This is a genomic window from Micromonospora sp. NPDC047812, assembly GCF_040704175.1.
GTDB lineage: Bacteria > Actinomycetota > Actinomycetes > Mycobacteriales > Micromonosporaceae > Micromonospora.
The window spans coordinates 555805-572951 of the sequence record NZ_JBEYRY010000002.1; the positions used below are offsets into that span (position 1 = coordinate 555805).

Consider the following 17147-nt stretch of genomic DNA (forward strand, 5'->3'; position numbering starts at 1 on the left):
AAGGACTTCCCCTCATGCGCAAGCAACAGCTTCGCGGCGTTCTGGCCGCCGGGGTGGTCACCGTGCTCACGGCCGTGGGCACCGCCGTCGCGACACCCGAGGCGTCGGCCGCCACGGTCCAGCCCGACGTCCCGTACGTCCTGGTCAACCGGCACAGCGGCAAGGCCCTGGACGTGTACGACCTGGCCACGAACGACGGCGCCCCGATCAACCAGTACGCGCGTAACGACGGCGCCTGGCAGCAGTGGCGGTTCCTCGACTCCGGCGGCGGCTGGTACCGCCTCCAGTCCGCGCACAGCGGCAAGGTGCTCGACCTGCCCACCGCCGACGACGGCATCCAACTCGTGCAGAACGCCGACCGTAACGACGCCCGGCAGCAGTTCCGGCTCGCCGACTCGGCCGGTGGGCAGGTCCGGCTGATCAACCGCAACAGCGGCAAGGCGCTGGACGTGTGGGAGTGGTCGACGGCCGACGGGGCCAAGGTTTCGCAGTACCAGGATCTCGACGGCGCCAACCAGCAGTGGCAGTTGGTGCCCCTGGGCGGCACCGCCCGGACCTTCGCCAACCCGATCAAGCGCAACGGCCCGGACCCGTGGCTCCGGTACCACAACGGCTCCTACTATCTGGCCACCACGACGTGGAACTCCACCATCACCATGCGGCGCTCCTCGACGCTGGCCGGGCTCGCCACGGCCGCCGATCAGGTGATCTTCAACCTGTCCGGCCGGCCCAATGGCTGCTGCCACATGTGGGCGCCGGAGTTCCACCTGCTCGACGGCCCCAACGGTCCGCGTTGGTACTTCTACTACACGGCCGGACAGAACGTCCCGGACTACAACCCGACCCAGCGGCTGCACGTCCTGGAGTCCGCCGGCACGGACCCGATGGGTCCGTACACGTTCAAGGCCGACCTGGGCGACGACTGGCAACTCGACGCCAGCGTCCTCCAGGTCAACGGCAGCCTCTACCTGATGGGCACCTACGGCGGCGACGGCGCCGGGCAGAGCAACTTCATCCAACGGCTGACCAACCCCTGGACACTCAGTGGGCCGCGGGCCCGGCTCAGCTCGCCCACCCTGTCCTGGGAGCGGCAGACCGGCGCGGTGAACGAGGGCCCCGAACCGCTGTACCACAACGGCAGGGTCATGGTCGTGTACTCGGCCTCGGCCTGCTGGGGTCCCGACTACAAGCTCGGTCTGCTCACGCTGACAGGCAGCGACCCGATGAACCCGACGCACTGGACGAAGAAGGCGACGCCGGTGTTCCAGCGCAGCGACGCCAACGGCGTCTTCGCCCCCGGCCACAACGGCTTCTTCAAGTCGCCCGACGGTACCGAGGACTGGATCGTCTACCACGCCAACGAGTCGGCCGGCGGCGGCTGCGACATGAACCGCTCCACCCGCGCCCAGAAGTTCACCTGGAACGCCGACGGCACCCCCAACTTCGGCACACCCGTACGGCTCGGCGTGACCCTGACCGCGCCGTCCGGCGAGTGACCGGCAGACCCACCCGGGCAGCCAGCTGGGGAACGGCCTGAGCCCCGCTGGAACAGATCGATGAGGGCCTTTCGGCTATCGGAACCTTCTGACATCATCCAGCGACATTGTTGAAGATTATGACCGTGGAGGACTGGATGCGTTCCCGCCTGACGAGTCTCCTCAGCGTCGCCCTGCTGGCGACCGCCGCGTTCCTGGTTCCGGCGTCGCCCGCCGCCGCCGCACCGTCGTTCCGGACGCCGTTCCCGTGCAACCAGACGTGGTCCGGTCAGACCCGCACCACCCACAGCCCGCAGTACGCGATCGACTTCAACCGGGCCGGCGACCACGGCATGCCGGTCAAGGCCAGCGCACCGGGCACCGTGGACGTGGTCGCCAACCTCGGCGACACCAGCTACGGCCGATACGTGCGGATCAACCACGGCAACGGGTACACCACCTACTACGCCCACCTGAGCGGGTTCAACGTCTCGGTCGGCCAGTCCGTCGGCTACGCCACGACCATCGGGTACGTGGGCAACAGCGGCGGCTCCTCCGGCTCGCACCTGCACTACGAGCAGCGGCTGAACGGCAGCGACATCAAGGTGCGGTTCAGCGGCAACCTGGCCCTCTACTTCGGGACGCGGAACTACACGCGTACCGCCGGCTGCTGATCCAGAGCGGGTGGTCCAATGATCGAAGGCGGGTTCCCGGTCGACCGAGAACCCGCCTTCGACCTGCTGCTCCGCGGTGGAGTCGAGGAGATTCGAAGAGTCAACGGTTCCAAGCCGCGACAGCGGACTCAGCGCTGGCGGGCCCGGGCGTGCAGGGCGGCCCGCAGTGCCGGTCCGAAGATCCGGCGTACCTCCGCCGAGGGCAGTGCGGCGATGGGTTGGATCGGGTTCAGGTACCGCGTGAAGATCAGGCCGCCGATCACACCGACCGCGGCGGTGGCGCGCTCGGTCGCGTCGGGGCCGCCGAGAAATTCAGCGATACGGACGAGTAGCTCACTTTCCAGGTACCCGCGGAAGGCGCGCATCGTGTCGTCGTCCTGCAACGCCATGCGGTTCTCGGTGGGCGCGGTGGCGTCCCACAGGCTCGTGACGGCGGTGAGGAGCCGGTCGGCGAGGCCAGCCTGGTCACCCTGCAGAGCGTGGTCGAGAGTGGTGGACTCGACGCACAGCAGGTTCAGCGACTGGCCGAAGAGGCCCTGCTTGGAGCCGAAGTAGTAGCTGATGAGCGCCGAGTCGACGCCCGCCGCGGCGGCGACCGCGCGGACCGTCGTGCCCTTGTAGCCGTGCTTAAGGAACAGCTCGCGGGCCGCCTCGGTGACGCGGGCCTTGGTGTCGGGGTTGCCGCGGGGTCGACCGCGCGTTTTATTCATCAAGGTTGAATATTGCCCTCTTCCTGCGCACCGTCAACGCCATCAACCCCACGACAGGGAGAGGCACATGCGTATCGTCGTCTTCGGCGCCACCGGCCCGACCGGCCGTCAGCTCACCGGGCAGGCCCTGGCCGCCGGCCACGAGGTCACCGCCGTCACCCGCCGCGCGGGCAGCATCCAGCCCCGCGCCGGCCTCACCGAGGTCACCGCTGACGTCGGCAACCCCGATGCCGTCGAACGTGCGGTCGTCGGCAGCGACGCCGTCCTGTCCAGTCTGGGGGTCCCGCTGTCCCCGAAACCGATCACGGTGTACTCCCAGGGCAACGCGAACATCGTGGCTGCCATGCAGCGTCACGGGGTGAAGCGGCTCGTCACGGTCAGTTCCAGCGTCATGGATCCGACGTGGCGACCGACCGGCGAGTTCTTCTTCAACAACGTCGCGGACCCGCTGGTCAACCGCAGGATGGGCCGCACCGCGCACGAGGACATGCGCCGGATGGAGGCCCTCGTCGGCAACAGCGACCTGGACTGGACGATCGCCCGGCCGTCGGGGCTGTTCGACCACCCGACGGTCACGCGCTACCACGTTTCCGAGAACGTCGCGGACGGGCTGTTCACGGCTCGGGCCGATCTGGCAGCGAGCATGGTGGCGCAACTGTCCGACGACCGGTTCGTGCGGCGGGCGATGGCGGTGATCACCACCGAGGTCAGGCCGAGCATCGTGGGCCTGATCTGGCGCGAGGCCGTCGCGAAGAAGAAATGACATCACCCGCACGTCGCGGAGCCGTGGTGAAGTCGCCGTCGGCGCGGGCTGCGGCGTTCCTCGCCGAGCCGCACCTGTGCACGCTGACGACGCTGCGGCCGGACGGCTCGCCGCATGTCACGGCCGTCCGGTTCACCTGGGACCCGGTCGCCGGCGTGGCCCGGGTACTGACCGTCGCGTCCAGCCGCAAGGCCCGCAACGTAACGCGCCGCCCCGGCGCCCGCGTCGCGGTATGCCAGGCCGAGGGGTTCCGCTGGATCACCCTCGAAGGCACCGCGACCGTGTACGACGATCCGGCGCGGGTCGCCGAGGGTGCACACCGCTACCTCGACAGATACCTGTCCGCGCCGCCAGCCCCACCCGACCGCGTCGTGATCGACATCGTGGTCGACCGCATCCTCAGCCTCAACCTCTGAAAGGTCACGTCATGCCTGCCACTCGTGTTCTCGACTCGACAATGTTCCACCGGGAGCTCGGCGCCGGACGCCCGATCGTGTTCCTGCACGGCAACCCCACCTCCTCGCACCTGTGGCGGCACATCATGCCGGCGGTCAGCACCGGCCGACGGCTCGCACCGGACCTCATCGGCATGGGCGAGTCGGGCAAGCCCGTTCTCGCATACACCTTCGACGACCACGCGCGATATCTGGACGCCTGGTTCGACGCGCTCGGCCTGGACGAGATCGTGCTGGTCGGACATGACTGGGGCGGCGCGCTCGCGTTCGACTGGGCCGCGCGGCATCCCGGCCGGGTGCGGGGCCTGGCGTTCATGGAGACGATCGTGAAGCCCATGGCGTGGGAAGAGTTCCCCGAGAGCGGCCGCGACCTGTTCCGGTCGATCAAGACACCGGGCGTCGGCGAAACCATGATCCTCGAAGACAACGCGTTCCTCACCCAGATGCTGCCGTTCACCGTCGCCAGCGGACTCAGCGACGACGATCTCAAGGTGTACCTGGAGCCGTACCCGACACCGCAAAGCCGCAGGCCCCTGCTGCAATGGCCTCGGTCCATGCCCCTCGGCGGTGACCCCGCCGACGTGGTGGCCAGGGTCGAGCGGTACGACGCCTGGCTGGCCACGAACGCCACCACGCCGAAGCTGCTGCTCGCCTTCCAACCCGGCCCCGGGGCGATGATGGGACCGGAGATGCTCGACTGGTGCGCGAAGAACATCGCCGGGCTGGAAATCGCGTACCTCGGCCCCGCCGGGCACCATGCGCCCGAAGACCAGCCGGAAGCGATCGCGGCGGCGGTACACGACTGGGCGAACCGGCACGGGCTCCTGTGACGCACACCCCTCCGCCCGATCCATGGGCGGAGGCGTGGCGGGATGGCACGTCGCACCGGCGAAGGTCGCTCTGCCGCAAGGCGAACAGGAACGGTGATAGGCCGTCGTGAGGTCGCTCGACCCGGCTGCTCGCCTCAGCGCCGCCGGAGTCGGACGCAATAGCGCGTCCGGGCGGCAGACTCCCACCGGTAGTGCACCTCCTGGATTTGCCTGTCGTTCCCGTACAGGGCAACGGAAGCAAGATCACCCAAGTGTTCCAAGGCTCCCCGATGCTGCTTCGCCTCAAGCACATCGGCGACGCCGCCCAGGTAGTTGGTCGCGTCCGACGGCGGCTCGGTGGGGCTCTCCAGCGAAACATCCAGCGTGAGCGGCCCGTCCGGGAAGGGCGGCTTCTGACCTTCACCGAGGGCATCTCTCGCAGCCTCAAGCAGTGCTGACACCCGGTCGGCGTAGACATGACCCGAGGCGAGCATGGACTTGGCTTCGTTCTTGGCCGGAGGTAGTCCCTGCACCACGAGGCTGATTTCGCTCATTGCCACACTCTCTGCCTTCACCGGCAGTGCTTCAAGTACGGCGGCCCGCCGATCAGGCGACAGCCCTAGCTGCTGCACAAGATCGAAAAAGGCCGTCTCCGACTGGCGGAAACGGCCTGAACTGGGTGGAGTTGAGGGGATTCGAACCCCTGACCCCCTCGATGCGAACGAGGTGCGCTACCGGACTGCGCCACAACCCCTCCGCCGGCGGACCGGCATCGGTCCCACCCGGCTTTCACCGGGCGGGCCGGCGCCAAGGTTAACAGGTTCACCGCCCCCGCCGCGAATCCACCCCCCGCGCGCCGAGATCTTGGCACGGAACGGCCCCAGGGGACCGTGAGCCACCAAGATCTCGTAGAAGGACCCCCGGCGGCCCACGGGCGCGAAAATCAATGGACATCGTGGGCACCGGTGAGCAGCGTGGGGCACATGCGACAGGAAGACGTCTGGAACGACGACACCGCCCGCCGCTACGACACCCCCGGCACCGGCATGTTCGCCCCCGAGGTGCTGGGGCCGACCGTGGACCGCCTCGCCGAACTGGCCGATGGCGGGGCGGCGCTCGAATTCGCCGTCGGCACCGGCCGGGTGGCCGTTCCGCTCGCCGCGCGCGGGGTGCCGGTCAGCGGCATCGAGCTGTCCCGCCCAATGGTGAAGCAGCTCCGGACGAAGGCGGATGAAGCGGCCATTCCGGTGGTGGTCGGGGACATGGCGACCGCCACCGTCCCGGGCGAGTTCTTGCTGGTCTACCTGGTCTACAACACGATCTCGAACCTGCTCACCCAGGCCGGGCAGGTGGCCTGCTTCCGCAACGCCGCCCGCCACCTCGCCCCGGGCGGCCGGTTCGTGATCGAGCTGTGGGTGCCGGAGCTGCGCAAGCTCCCACCGGGCCAGGAGGCGACGGTCTGGTCGTCCCAGCTGGGGTACATCGGCCTGGACACCTACGACGTGCTGCACCAGCGGGTCGTGTCGCACCACTTCCAGTTCGACGAGAGCACGCACGCCCGGCTGTTTCGGTCGCCGCACCGCTACATCTGGCCGGCGGAGCTGGACCTGATGGGCCAGCTGGCCGGGTTCGAGCTGGAGAGCCGGCACGCGGACTGGTCCGGCGCCGAGTTCACCGCCGACTCGCGGTCCCACGTCTCCGTCTACCGCCTGCCAACCCCGAACTGACGCACCCCGGCGCGGCCCCGCCAGGCCGGCCGCCGGCCACGAACGTTGCGCGGCAGGCCCCGCGTCAGGCCGAGTGGGAGCCGCGGCCGGACTGGTAGGGGCGGCCACGCAGGCCGCCCGAGCGGCGGTAGGAGACCGAGCCGCCGTTGGCCGCCGCCGGCAGGTCCGCCGGGCGGTCCAGGCCCATCGCGGCGCGGCGTACCACCTCGCGCTGGGCCGCCAGGCGGCGCTGCGCCTCGCGGCGGGCCGCCGCCCGGCGGGCCTGCTCCCGCCGCACCTCGGCCTGCCGGGCGGCCAGCCACGCCGCCTCGCGGGCCTGCGCCCGCCGCCGCCGGCGATCCGCCACCGCCAGCCGCCGCAGGTGTACGACGTACGCGACCAGCAGCGCGGCGGTGACCCCGAAGCTGACCCAGAAGCCGGGGCTGACCACGATCACGCCGATGAGCTCGACGAAGTTGAGCAGCAGCAGCGCGGCGAGCACCCGGCGGCGCCGGTAGACGGCGGGGGCGTGCTGTCGGCGGGGCGGCGGCCGACGGCGGCCCTTGCGGGGGGCCGGCGGCACGGCGCGCAGCCGCTTCGACCGACGCGCGGCGGGGGGCGCGGAGACCGGCGCGGAGAGCCCACCCGTGTTCGCGTCCTCACTCAGGGTGATGACGAGGCTGCGGGGCGGGTGCACCGGGCGGCGCCCCGGCACAGTGCGGCGCCGCCGGCGGCGCTGGAGCACCCGCGCCGTCGACTGCGCCCGCTCCGCCACCAGCCGCTCGGTGGCGTCGTACCGGCGAACCAGCGCCGGAGCGAGGGCGAGCAGACCGGCGGCGGCGAGGACGGCGAGGAGCACCGAGGTCGGCACCCTCACCCCTCCCGTCACCGAATTCGGAGCAACCGCCGCCCGGCCGCAGGATCTTCCACCGATGGTGGTCGGGTGCGCGGATCGTACGGGTGGAGCAGCGCTTGCCACAGCTTGCAGTTACTTGAGGTTACGGGCCGTGGACGCGGATGCTGACACGCCGCGCCGATCCCGTGCGTGGGACGGCTCACCCCGTGGTGGCGCGGACCCGGTGCCAGCGGGCCAGCAGCCCACCCTCGGCGGCGACCTCCTCGCTGGTCATCGCGTATCCGATGTGATCCCGCCACGCACCGTCGATGTGCATGTAGCGCACGTGGTACGACTCCTCGCGGAAGCCCAGCTTCTCCACCACCCGCCGCGACGGCCGGTTCTCGGGGCGGATGTTCACCTCGACCCGGTGCAGCCCACCCACGCCGAACGCGTGGTCGACCGCGAGCGCCAGCGCGGTGGGGATGACGCCGCGACCGGCCACCCGGGAGTCCACCCAGTAGCCCACGTACGCCGAGCAGAACGCCCGCCGCACGATGCTGCCCACGTTGAGGTGGCCGACCAGCCGCTCCCGGCCGTCCTCGCGCAGGCAGACGGCGAAGGGCATCCCCTCGCCGGTGCGCGCCGAACGGCGCTGGTCGCGGTACACCCAGCGGAACGCGGCCGGCGAGTTCAGCTCGTACCAGCTGCCCGGCAGGGACGACTCCCACGGCGCGAGCCACTCCCGGTTGGCGCGGCGTACCTCCGACCACGCGGCGGCGTCCGAACGTCGGTAGGGCCGCAGCAGCACCGGCCCGTCGGCCAGCACCGCCGGCCACCCCGGCGCCCGCCCGACCCCGAACAGACTCACCAACCAGACCTTCCGCTCACGACCGACGAAACCGATGCCCGGGCCGCGCTCACCGGGCCGCCCCTCCGTTCGCGACCGCGGGGCTCGCAAGCTCACTCCTCGCGCTCACCGGGCTGACCTTCCGTTCGCGACTGCGGGGCTCGCAAGCTCACTCCTCGCGCTCACCGAGCTGACCTTCCGTTCGCGACTGCGGGGCTCGCAAGCTCACTCCTCGCGCTCACCGGCGCCGGTCCAGCAGGAGGACGTCCACCGTGGATCCGGCCGCCGCGGTGGTCACCCGCTCGCCGAGCACCATCAGCCCGTTCGCCTCTGCCAGCCCGGAGAGGGTGTACGGGCCACCGTTGAGCGGCTGCACCGTGTAGCCGCCGCCGCGCCGCTCGGCGACGTGCGCGGGACGGAACTCGCGCAGCCCCACCGGGGACGAGATCGTCTCCAGCAGGTGCGCGCGGACGCTGGGCCGGAACACCGGCTCCGCCCCGGCCAGCAGGTTGATCGCCGGGCGGGCCAGCACCTCGAAGCCGATCAGGGCCGAGCCCGTGTCGCCGGGCAGGCAGACCACCGGCACCTCCTCGGCGCCGACCGTGCCGAAACCGAGCGAGGTGCCGGGATAGAGCGCGACCTCGGTGAAGGTGACCGGACCGGCCCGGCTGCCCTCCCGCCGGGAGAGGATCCGCCGCACCATGTCGCCCGGCCCGGTGCCGGTGCCTCCGGTGGTGATGATCAGGTCGGCGCGCAACGTCTGGTCCTCCAGCAGCCCGCGCAGCCCCTCCGGATCGTCGTCGCAGATGCCCACCCGGTACGCCAGGGCGCCCACCTCGGCCGCGGCGGCGGTCAGCGCGTGCGAGTTGGCGTCGACCGTCTGGCCGGGCTGGCTGCCCCGGCCCACGTCGACCAGCTCGTCGCCGGTGGCCACGATGACCACGCGGGGGCTGGGACGGACCACGACGTGCCCGATGCCGGTGGCGGCGAAGACCGCCACCAGCGCCGGCGAGACGTAGGTGCCGGCCCGGGCCAGCAGGGTGCCGGCGGGCAGCTCCTCGCCGGCCCGGCGCACCCCGTACCCCCGTTTGGGCACGCGGAAGATCTCCACGGCGGCCATGCCCTGGTCGGTCCACTCCACCGGCACGACCACGTCCGCGGCGAGCGGCAGCGGCGCCCCGGCGGCGACGGAGAAGCAGGCGCCCGGGGTGAGCCGCACCGGCCGCCAGCTCGCCGCGCCGAGGTCGCCGACGACGTTGAGCCGGACGGTGCGCCCGCCCGGCCCGCCGGACTGGGACGGGACGTAACCCACGCCCCGACCGCCTCCGGAGATGTCCTCCCAGCGGGCCGCGTACCCGTCCACGGCCGACTGGTCGAAGGCCGGGAAGGAGTGCGGCGCGACGACGTCCTCGGCGAGGACGTTGCCGTGCGCCTGGGTGAGGTCGAGGTCGAGCGGAGGCAGCGCGCGTAACCTGCGCAGCACGCTGCCCAGGTATTCGGCGAGCGGCGTCAACTCGTTCGCGGCCGCCTCGGCGTCGGCCGACGCTGTCATGTACCAGTCACGCCCGACGCGTCGGAGTTGACGAACTCGGCCAGCCACTTGCGGAACTCGGCGCCGAGGTCGTCGCGCTCGGCGGCGATCTGCACCACGGTCTGGAGGTAGCCCAGCGGCATGCCGGTGTCGTAGCGGGTGCCCCGGTAGACGATCGCGTGCACCGGGGTGCCCTCGCTGCGCAGCAGCTCCATCGCGTCGGTCAGCTGGATCTCCCCGCCGCTGCCCGGCTTCGTCCGCCGGATCGCGTCGAAGATGGTGCTCGGCAGCACGTAGCGGCCCAGCACGGCGAGGTTGCTCGGGGCGTCCTCCGGCTTGGGCTTCTCCACCATGCCGGTGACCCGGACGACCTCGCCGATGTCGGACAGCTCCGCCTCCGCCGGCTCCACCGAGGCGATGCCGTAGCGCTTCGTCTCGGCCGGGTCGACCTCGAAGAAGGCCAGCACCACGCCGCCGGTGCGCGCCTGGAGTTCCAGCATGGCCGGCAGCAGCGGCTCGGACGGCTTGACGAACTCGTCGCCCAGCAGCACCGCGAAGGGCTGGTCGCCGACGTGCGACTCGGCGTAGCCGACGGCGTGGCCCAGGCCGAGCTGCTCGGGCTGCCGGCAGGTGTAGATCTCGGCCAGCTCGCTGGGGCCGCGCACGGCGGCCAGCCGCTCGTTGTCGCCCTTCGCCTCCAGCCGTGCTTCCAGGTCGGGGCGGCGGTCGAAGTGGTCCACCATCGAGGTCTTGCCCCGCCCGGTGATCAGCAGGACGTCGCCGATGCCGGCCTGGGTGGCCTCCTCGACGATGTACTGCAGCACCGGCCGGTCGACCACCGGGAGCAGCTCCTTGGGCACCGCCTTCGTGGCCGGCAGGAACCGGGTGGCCAGACCGGCGGCCGGGATGACGGCCTTGACCGCGCGGGAGCGACCGGTTGCGGCGGTCGCCGATGAGGGGTTCGCTGAGTGCTCCGACATGTCGCGAGACTATCGGCCACGGCTCTGTCGTGGAGGGTGAGGACCGGAAGACGCGCCGCCGCAGGGACGCGGCCGCACCGGGTCGGGCGCGGCCGGCACGCTCCCCGGGGCGGCGTCGGCCGGATCGGCCGGTTCGGGGCGTGCCCGCCCCGGCTGGCGGGGAGCGCCGGCACGCGGCAGGCCGTCCTCGGGGGTGACCGCCGTGGGCGGAACGGGGATCTCCCGCGTCGGCGGTCCGGCCCGCTCCTCGGCGATCCGCCAGGTGTCCCGGCCGGCCGCCTTGGCGGCGTAGAGGGCGTCGTCGGCGGCGTCCAGTACCTGCTGGCCGGTGCTGCCGTGGTCGGGGTGCACCGCGATACCGATGGAGACGGTGACTCCGATGGCCACGGCTGCCCCGCCGTGCCCGTCGGCGGCGATCGGGGCGCCCCGGATCGCCGCGCCGAGCCGCTCCGCGACGATGGCCGCGCCCCGGGCGTCGGTCTCCGGCAGCAGCAGCACGAACTCCTCGCCGCCCTGCCGGAAGGCGAGGTCGACCTCGCGGATCTCGCCGCGCACCCGGCGGGCGAACTCGGCCAGCACGGCGTCCCCTGCCGCGTGCCCGTACGTGTCGTTGACGTCCTTGAACCGGTCCAGGTCGAGGGCGAGGACGCTGAGCATCCGGCCGAACCGGCTCGCCCGCTCGACCTCCCGGCGGATCGACTCCCGCAGGTAGCGGTAGTTCCACAGCCCGGTGAGCGGGTCCGTCAGCGAGAGCCGTTGCGCCTCCTCGTGCACCCGGACGTTGTCCACCGCCACCGCGGCGTGGCCGGCGAAGGTGCGCAGGGTGACGAGGTCGTCGTCGTCGAACTCGTCCGCGCCGAGCCGGTCGTAGAGGGCCAGCACGCCGAGCGCCCCCGCCGGGGCGGCCGGCTCCACCCCGGGGCGCGGGGCCGGCCCGTCGCGGGCGGTGGCGTCGGGCGGGCCCGCCGTGCCGGGGGCGGCGAACGGCACGGCGATGTACGTCCGGCAGTGCGGCTCCCCCGGCGGCGCGGCGGAGGGCTCCACCCGGCCCCGGCGCGGCTCCCCGGTGGCCGCGACGGCGCCCACCACGCCGCTGCCCAGCGGCACCCGCAACGGGCCCGAGCGTTCGTCCTCCGGGTCGGGCGCGTCCAGCCCCTCGGTGCACTGCGCGACGAGCACTCCGCCGTCGTCGACCAGCAGCACCGCCCCGGCCCGGGCGCCGGTCGCCGCGATCGCGCTGTGCAGGATCACCCGCAGGATGCGTTGCAGGTCGTGCGTGCTGGCCAGGGTGTCCCCCAGCACCGCGAGGTGCCCGCGCAGCTGGTCGCGGCTGCTGGTCAGCGCCGCCACGTAGGTGCCCGTCTCGCGGGTCATCCGGTTGAACGCGCCGGCCAGCCGGCCGATCTCGTCCCGGCTGCGCACCGGCACCCGGGCGGTCAGGTCGCCGCGCGCCACCCGGTCCACCGCGCCCGCCAGCTCGACCAGCGGGCGGGTGGTCACCCGGGCCAACCGCCAGGCGGCCACCACGGCCAGCAGGGTCGCCACCAGCACCGCCGAGCCCAGTGCGACGTACAGGCCACGTGGTCGTTCGCTGGGAACCGAGAGCACCAGCGGCAGCGGCTGCCCGGAGGACGGGCCGACCAGACGGACGTACCGGCCGTCGGGGGTCTCGGTGACCCGCTCGCCGTGCAGCGTGTCGGCGGCGGCGAGCACGGCGTCGCGTACGCCGGTCGACTCGGTGCTGTGGGCGAGCCGGACGGGCGCCGCGGCGTCGTCGATCAGGGTGACCGCCACCCCCGTCACGGCCGCGAGGCGCGCCACGAAGGCCGGGTCGACCGGCTGCGCGGCGGTGACCGTGCCGAGCGGCCCGCCGGCCCGGTCGCGCAGGTCGGCCCGGGCCGCGAGCGCCCGCACCGGCCCGGCGGCCGGCGGGTCGGCGCAGTCCCGCCAGGGCGCGGCGGGGCCGCCGGGGCTGGCGTAGGTGACCCGGCCGGTGACGTCGGCGACCCGCACGGCGGCGGCCAGGCCACGGCGGATCACCTGGCTCGCGGCGGCGGGCCGGTCGCCGGCCAGGGCGACCGCGTCGGCGGCGGCCCGCAGCTGCTGGCAGAGGGCGTCGACGGAGGTGCGCACGGTCGAGGCGGCCACGGCGAGCCGCTCGGTGGAGCGGCTCGAGTCGACCGCCGCCACGGTCGCCCCGACGAACATCACCCCGAGCACCACCGGGCCGAGCGCCACCGCCAGGAAGGCTGTGGTCAACCGCCCGCGTAGCGTCACTCGGTCCCCCCGGAAGTTCCGCCGCCGTTGCTTGCGATGCTGACACAGAGCCACCAGGCGACAAACGTTGCGTCAGGAGTGTTGCGTGCCCGATTTTTCTGATGGAGCGGAAGAGGCGAAGCGGGATGTGCGCGCCGCCGTGCTCGCCCGCCGCCGGGAGCTGAGCGCGCCGCGGCGGGCCGACGCCGCCGGGCGGGTCCAGGCCGAGCTGGTGGCTCTCGTACGCCGCCTGCGCCCGCTGCGGATGACGGCGTACGTGCCGGTCGGCTCCGAGCCGGGCGGGCCCGACCTGCCGGCGGTGCTGCACGCGGCGCTGCCGCCGGGCGGGGAACTGCTGCTGCCGGTGCTCCGCGACGACCTCGACCTGGACTGGGCGGCCTGGAGCGGGCCGGCCGGGCTGGTGGCCGCCGGGCGGGGGATGCGCGAGCCGGCCGGGCCGCGACTGGGCCGGGCGGCGGTCGCCGGGGCGCAGCTGGTGGTGCTGCCCGCGCTGGCGGTGGACCGCCGGGGGCTGCGGCTGGGCCGGGGCGGCGGCTCGTACGACCGGGCGCTGGCCCGGGTGCCCGCGACCGCCCTGACCGTGGTCCCGCTGCACGACGGCGAGCTGGTGGAGGCCCTTCCCGCCGAGCCGCACGACCAACCGGTACGCGCGGTCGTCACGCCCGCCGACGGCCTGCGTACGCTGGACGCCGCCCCGGGGGGCGTGGCGGGTGTCGCGCCCCACACTTCCGCTGGACGAATCCGGGGGCGATGACGCACCATTGGCACTCGAATACGTCGAGTGCCAACCGGCCGTGGCCAGATCCGGAGGAGAACGTGCCCACGTACCAGTACGCCTGCACCGCGTGCGGCCACCAGCTCGAGGCGGTGCAGTCCTTCTCCGACGCACCGCTGACCGAGTGCCCGGCGTGTGAGGGACGGCTGCGGAAGGTCTTCAACTCCGTCGGCATCGTGTTCAAGGGCTCGGGCTTCTACCGCACGGACTCGCGCTCGTCCGGCTCGGACAGCGCGAAGACCGGCGCCGCCGCCAAGCCGGCGAAGTCCGACTCGTCCTCCGGCGGTGACTCCGGCTCGTCCGGCGGCTCGTCCGCCGCCTCCCCGTCGTCGGGCTCGTCCTCGTCGTCGGGCTCGGGCGGCTCCACCGGCGGTGGGGGCAAGGCCCCGGCCGCCAGCACCGCCAGCGCCTCCTGACCCACGCCGCACCGGCCCGGGGCCGGCTCCTCGACCGGGGCCGGTTCTCGGGCCGGCCGCGTGTCCACCGGGCGGCGACGCTGTCCACAGGCCGACGCGGGTTGTCCACAGCGGCAGCCGGGCGGCGGTGACCCGTTCAGTCCCAGTGCGGGGGGCGCTCCGCGAGCAGCCAGTCGTCGTTGCCGCCCGAGCGCTCGCCCCAGCCCCGGTCGGTGTCGTCGGCGGTCTGCTCGGGCAGCACCACGAAGTCGTCGCTGAGGTCGACGGCGCGGTCGTCGTCGCCGCGTACCGTCGGCGTGCCCGGATCCTGGGTGATGCTCACGAGCGGCAAGACTAGCGCAGCCACCACCGGCGGGAGCGGCGAACGAACCGCCGGGCCGCCGCGTCCGGCCGGCCGCCGGGCCGGCGCGTTGGTAGCGTCGGACGGCGTGACGACCCCCACCTCCGGCGGCTCCCCGGACGACTACTGGCGGCGGCCCGACGCCCCGCCCGAGCGGCCCACCGGCGCGCCCCCGGGGCCGGCCGCGTCGCCCCCGGCGCGTGGCAGCGGCTACGCGGGCCCGCCCGCGACCACCCCGCCCCCGGCCGGGTGGCGCCCACCGGTGCACCTACGACCGCCACCGCCCCGGCGGCTGCCGCCGCAGGACATGGCGGAACTCGACGCGGCGGAGCAGCGGGCGCAGCGGCTCACGTACGGCGTGGGCACGGTGGCCGGCGTGGTGCTGGTGGTCCTCGTCTGCGTGCTCTGCTCCCGGCTCGTGTTCTGACCGGGGCCCGGTCGCCGGCCTCCCGCGGCCCGTCGGCCCGCCACGACCGGCGGGACGTCAGAGGGTGTTGCCCCAGACGGTCTCGGCCCCGGAGTGCCCGGTCAGGTAGACGTAGACGAGGCTGACGACGCCGAGCGCCACCACGGCGACCGACAGCACCGCGGTCACCCAGGACGGCAGCTTCGGCACCCGCCGGTGCCCGCTCGTCACCGCGAGCAGCAGCAGCGACGCCACGGCCAGCGGCAGCACCCAGCGGAACAGGATGTCGCCGTAGCGCGAGTGCGCGAAGATCTGCTCCACGATCGGGCCCTGCATGCCCCGGGCGACGAACGCGTCCGTCAGCTCCTCCCCCGACTCGACCGCGACGAAGGCCGACACGGGCGCCACCACGGCGAGGATCGCCACCGCCCAGTCCAGCCGTGACCGGAACCGGGGCAACGCCACGTACGCGGCGGAGAGCAGCGCCAGCAGCGGCACGAGCACGACGACCGCGTGCACCACCAGCACGTGGGCCGGCAGACCCAGGATCTCCTTGAACATCCACACCTCCGGCGGTACGGGTAGCGGGGTGCCAGCGTACGGTGCGCCGGTCGACCCGCCCAGTTCGTCTCGATCGACAACACGCGCCCGGAACCGGTCAGGTTCACCGTTGCGCCGTGAACAGGCCCGCCGCCCGCCGCCCGCACCGGCGACCCGGGTTGTGGCCGTCGCCACCCTCTCCCGGAGGCCGGTTGTCGGTCCCCGGCCCGCGTGCTGTCATTGGCACGTGCCCGGTGGCGAGGAACTGCTCCGGTCGAGGGGCCTGCGGGTCACCCGACCGCGTCTCGCCGTGCTCGACGTCCTGGCCGCCGGCGGTCACCTCGAGGTCGACGAGATCACCCGCCGGGTGCGCCAGCGCCTCGACTCGGTCTCCACCCAGGCCGTCTACGACGTGTTGGGCGCGCTGTCGCGGGCCGGGCTGTCCCGGCGCATCGAGCCGGCCGGCAGCCCCGCCCGCTACGAGGCCCGCGCCGGGGACAACCACCACCACGTCGTCTGCCGGGGCTGCGGCGAGATCGCCGACATCGACTGCGCGGTCGGCAGCGCGCCCTGCCTGGACCCGGACATCGCCCACGGGTTCGAGGTCGACGAGGCGGAAGTGACGTTCTGGGGCCTCTGCCCCACCTGCCAGGCCCGCCGCTCCGCCGACGACTGACGGCCGGCGGCTCTCCGCGCGGCGCCCGGCGGCACAGCGTGGCACGCTTGGTCGGTGGACTCCGATGACCTCGGCCTCTTCGGTCCGGGTTCGGTCACGTGGAAGGTGCACGAGGAGCCGATCCTGATCGTCGCCGGCCTGCGTTCGCTCTACCTCCAGTCGTTGCACCCCCGGGCCATGGCCGGGGTCGCCCAGAACAGCAACTACCGCTCCGACGCCTGGGGCCGCCTGGTCCGCACCGCCACCTACGTGGGCACCACCATCTACGGCACCACTGCCGAGGCGGAGGCCGCCGGGCTCCGGGTGCGCCGCCGGCACGCCCGCCTGCGGGCCACCGACCTGTTCACCGGGGAGGAGTTCCGGGTCGACGACCCCGAACTGCTGCGCTGGGTGCACGTCACCGAGGTCGAGTCGTTCCTCGACACGGCCCGCCGGGCCGGGCTGCCGCTGACCGCCGACGAGATCGACGGCTACTACACCGAGCAGCGGCGCTCCGCCGCCCTGGTCGGCCTCGACCCGGCGACGGTGCCGGGCACCGCCGCCGAGATCGCCGACTACTACCGGCGGATCCGTCCGGAGCTGCGGATGACCCGCGAGGCGGCCGAGACCGCGCTGTTCCTCACCGCGCCGCCGATCCCGTGGAAGCTCAGCCTGCCCGCCCGGATCGGGCTCAACCTCGGGCCGCCCCGCTGGGCGTACTTCGGCATCGCCGGCACGGCGCTCGCGCTGCTGCCGGCCTGGGCCCGGCGGATGTACGGCGGGCTGGGCCTGCCCACGACCGCGCTCTCGGCCGACCTGAGCGTCCGGGCGCTGCGACTGACCCTCGCCGCGGTGCCCCGCCGGTGGCGGGAGGGGCCGTTGCAGCAGGCCGCCAAGGAACGCGCCGCCCGGCTCGCCGGCACGCCGGCCTGACCGTGCGGGCGCGGGGC

At 73.3% G+C, this 17147-nt stretch carries 20 protein-coding genes and 1 tRNA gene; 11 read left to right on the forward strand and 10 right to left on the reverse strand.

The annotated features are described in order from the left end of the window. Positions 1-14: 14 nt before the first annotated feature. Together AB0883_RS10210 and AB0883_RS10215 are read left to right on the forward strand one after the other, a co-directional pair. Positions 15-1496 carry a family 43 glycosylhydrolase gene (locus AB0883_RS10210; protein ID WP_366640918.1) on the forward strand — a complete coding sequence of 494 codons (1482 nt, stop codon included), beginning with the start codon at positions 15-17 and terminating at the stop codon, positions 1494-1496. Positions 1497-1633: 137 nt separating this feature from the next. Then, entirely contained in the window at positions 1634-2149 is a 516-nt protein-coding gene (locus AB0883_RS10215) for a M23 family metallopeptidase (RefSeq protein ID WP_366640919.1), read from the forward strand. Between the two features lie 128 nt (positions 2150-2277). Here AB0883_RS10215 and AB0883_RS10220 read toward each other — a convergent pair whose 3' ends face one another. After that, positions 2278-2859, reverse strand: a complete 582-nt coding sequence (locus AB0883_RS10220) for a TetR family transcriptional regulator (RefSeq protein ID WP_366640920.1) — start codon at positions 2857-2859, stop codon at positions 2278-2280. 67 nt (positions 2860-2926) lie between these two features. Between AB0883_RS10220 and AB0883_RS10225 the strand changes: the two genes are divergently transcribed. The 3 genes from AB0883_RS10225 to AB0883_RS10235 are packed head-to-tail and all read left to right on the forward strand — an operon-like array spanning position 2927 to position 4907. After that, the gene (locus AB0883_RS10225) at positions 2927-3622 is read left to right on the forward strand and encodes an NAD(P)H-binding protein (protein WP_366640921.1); all 696 of its coding nucleotides are present in this window, start codon (positions 2927-2929) and stop codon (positions 3620-3622) included. 26 nt (positions 3623-3648) lie between these two features. Continuing rightward, positions 3649-4038, forward strand: coding sequence for a PPOX class F420-dependent oxidoreductase (locus AB0883_RS10230; protein ID WP_366640922.1), 390 nt, complete (start codon positions 3649-3651; stop codon positions 4036-4038). An 11-nt stretch (positions 4039-4049) separates the two neighbouring features. Further along, on the forward strand, positions 4050-4907 hold the full coding sequence (locus AB0883_RS10235) for a haloalkane dehalogenase (protein ID WP_366640923.1): 858 nt from the start codon (positions 4050-4052) through the stop codon (positions 4905-4907). A 134-nt stretch (positions 4908-5041) separates the two neighbouring features. Here the strand turns inward: AB0883_RS10235 and AB0883_RS10240 are convergent, their stop codons facing one another. Beyond that, positions 5042-5440, reverse strand: coding sequence for a hypothetical protein (locus AB0883_RS10240; RefSeq protein ID WP_366640924.1), 399 nt, complete (start codon positions 5438-5440; stop codon positions 5042-5044). 126 nt (positions 5441-5566) lie between these two features. Continuing rightward, positions 5567-5640 (reverse strand) — tRNA-Ala (locus AB0883_RS10245). 229 nt (positions 5641-5869) lie between these two features. On the opposite strand from AB0883_RS10245, the gene AB0883_RS10250 reads away from it, so the two are divergent. Beyond that, positions 5870-6613: a class I SAM-dependent methyltransferase gene (locus AB0883_RS10250; RefSeq protein WP_366640925.1), complete on the forward strand. Its 744-nt coding sequence runs from the start codon at positions 5870-5872 to the stop codon at positions 6611-6613. A 64-nt stretch (positions 6614-6677) separates the two neighbouring features. Here the strand turns inward: AB0883_RS10250 and AB0883_RS10255 are convergent, their stop codons facing one another. The 5 genes from AB0883_RS10255 to AB0883_RS10275 form a co-directional block, all read right to left on the reverse strand. Then, positions 6678-7469 carry a hypothetical protein gene (locus AB0883_RS10255; RefSeq protein ID WP_366640926.1) on the reverse strand — a complete coding sequence of 264 codons (792 nt, stop codon included), beginning with the start codon at positions 7467-7469 and terminating at the stop codon, positions 6678-6680. A gap of 178 nt (positions 7470-7647) precedes the next feature. Further along, positions 7648-8298 carry a GNAT family protein gene (locus AB0883_RS10260; RefSeq protein WP_366640927.1) on the reverse strand — a complete coding sequence of 217 codons (651 nt, stop codon included), beginning with the start codon at positions 8296-8298 and terminating at the stop codon, positions 7648-7650. A 217-nt stretch (positions 8299-8515) separates the two neighbouring features. Further along, positions 8516-9829 carry a gephyrin-like molybdotransferase Glp gene (gene glp, locus AB0883_RS10265; protein ID WP_366640928.1) on the reverse strand — a complete coding sequence of 438 codons (1314 nt, stop codon included), beginning with the start codon at positions 9827-9829 and terminating at the stop codon, positions 8516-8518. Then, complete coding sequence (locus AB0883_RS10270; protein ID WP_366640929.1) at positions 9826-10788, reverse strand: UTP--glucose-1-phosphate uridylyltransferase; 963 nt, start codon at positions 10786-10788, stop codon at positions 9826-9828. Before AB0883_RS10270 ends, glp begins: the two co-directional genes overlap by 4 nt. 9 nt (positions 10789-10797) lie before the next feature. Next, positions 10798-13065 carry a diguanylate cyclase gene (locus AB0883_RS10275; RefSeq protein WP_366640930.1) on the reverse strand — a complete coding sequence of 756 codons (2268 nt, stop codon included), beginning with the start codon at positions 13063-13065 and terminating at the stop codon, positions 10798-10800. An 85-nt stretch (positions 13066-13150) separates the two neighbouring features. On the opposite strand from AB0883_RS10275, the gene AB0883_RS10280 reads away from it, so the two are divergent. Then, positions 13151-13819, forward strand: coding sequence for a 5-formyltetrahydrofolate cyclo-ligase (locus AB0883_RS10280; RefSeq protein WP_366640931.1), 669 nt, complete (start codon positions 13151-13153; stop codon positions 13817-13819). Positions 13820-13881: 62 nt separating this feature from the next. Further along, on the forward strand, positions 13882-14256 hold the full coding sequence (locus tag AB0883_RS10285; protein ID WP_366640932.1) for an FmdB family zinc ribbon protein: 375 nt from the start codon (positions 13882-13884) through the stop codon (positions 14254-14256). Between the two features lie 136 nt (positions 14257-14392). On the opposite strand, the gene AB0883_RS10290 is transcribed toward AB0883_RS10285, so the two are convergent. After that, positions 14393-14587 carry a hypothetical protein gene (locus AB0883_RS10290; protein ID WP_366640933.1) on the reverse strand — a complete coding sequence of 65 codons (195 nt, stop codon included), beginning with the start codon at positions 14585-14587 and terminating at the stop codon, positions 14393-14395. A gap of 97 nt (positions 14588-14684) precedes the next feature. Here AB0883_RS10290 and AB0883_RS10295 point away from each other — a divergent pair, with 97 nt between their 5' ends. After that, positions 14685-15023, forward strand: a complete 339-nt coding sequence (locus AB0883_RS10295; RefSeq protein ID WP_366640934.1) for a hypothetical protein — start codon at positions 14685-14687, stop codon at positions 15021-15023. A gap of 57 nt (positions 15024-15080) precedes the next feature. Here the strand turns inward: AB0883_RS10295 and AB0883_RS10300 are convergent, their stop codons facing one another. Then, a complete protein-coding gene (locus AB0883_RS10300; RefSeq protein WP_366640935.1) occupies positions 15081-15563 on the reverse strand; it encodes a DUF2231 domain-containing protein in 483 nt (160 codons plus the stop codon). 226 nt (positions 15564-15789) lie between these two features. Between AB0883_RS10300 and AB0883_RS10305 the strand changes: the two genes are divergently transcribed. Continuing rightward, the gene (locus tag AB0883_RS10305; protein ID WP_089002133.1) at positions 15790-16218 is read left to right on the forward strand and encodes a Fur family transcriptional regulator; all 429 of its coding nucleotides are present in this window, start codon (positions 15790-15792) and stop codon (positions 16216-16218) included. Between the two features lie 54 nt (positions 16219-16272). Beyond that, complete coding sequence (locus AB0883_RS10310) at positions 16273-17130, forward strand: oxygenase MpaB family protein (protein WP_366640936.1); 858 nt, start codon at positions 16273-16275, stop codon at positions 17128-17130. The last annotated feature ends 17 nt before the right edge of the window (positions 17131-17147 follow it).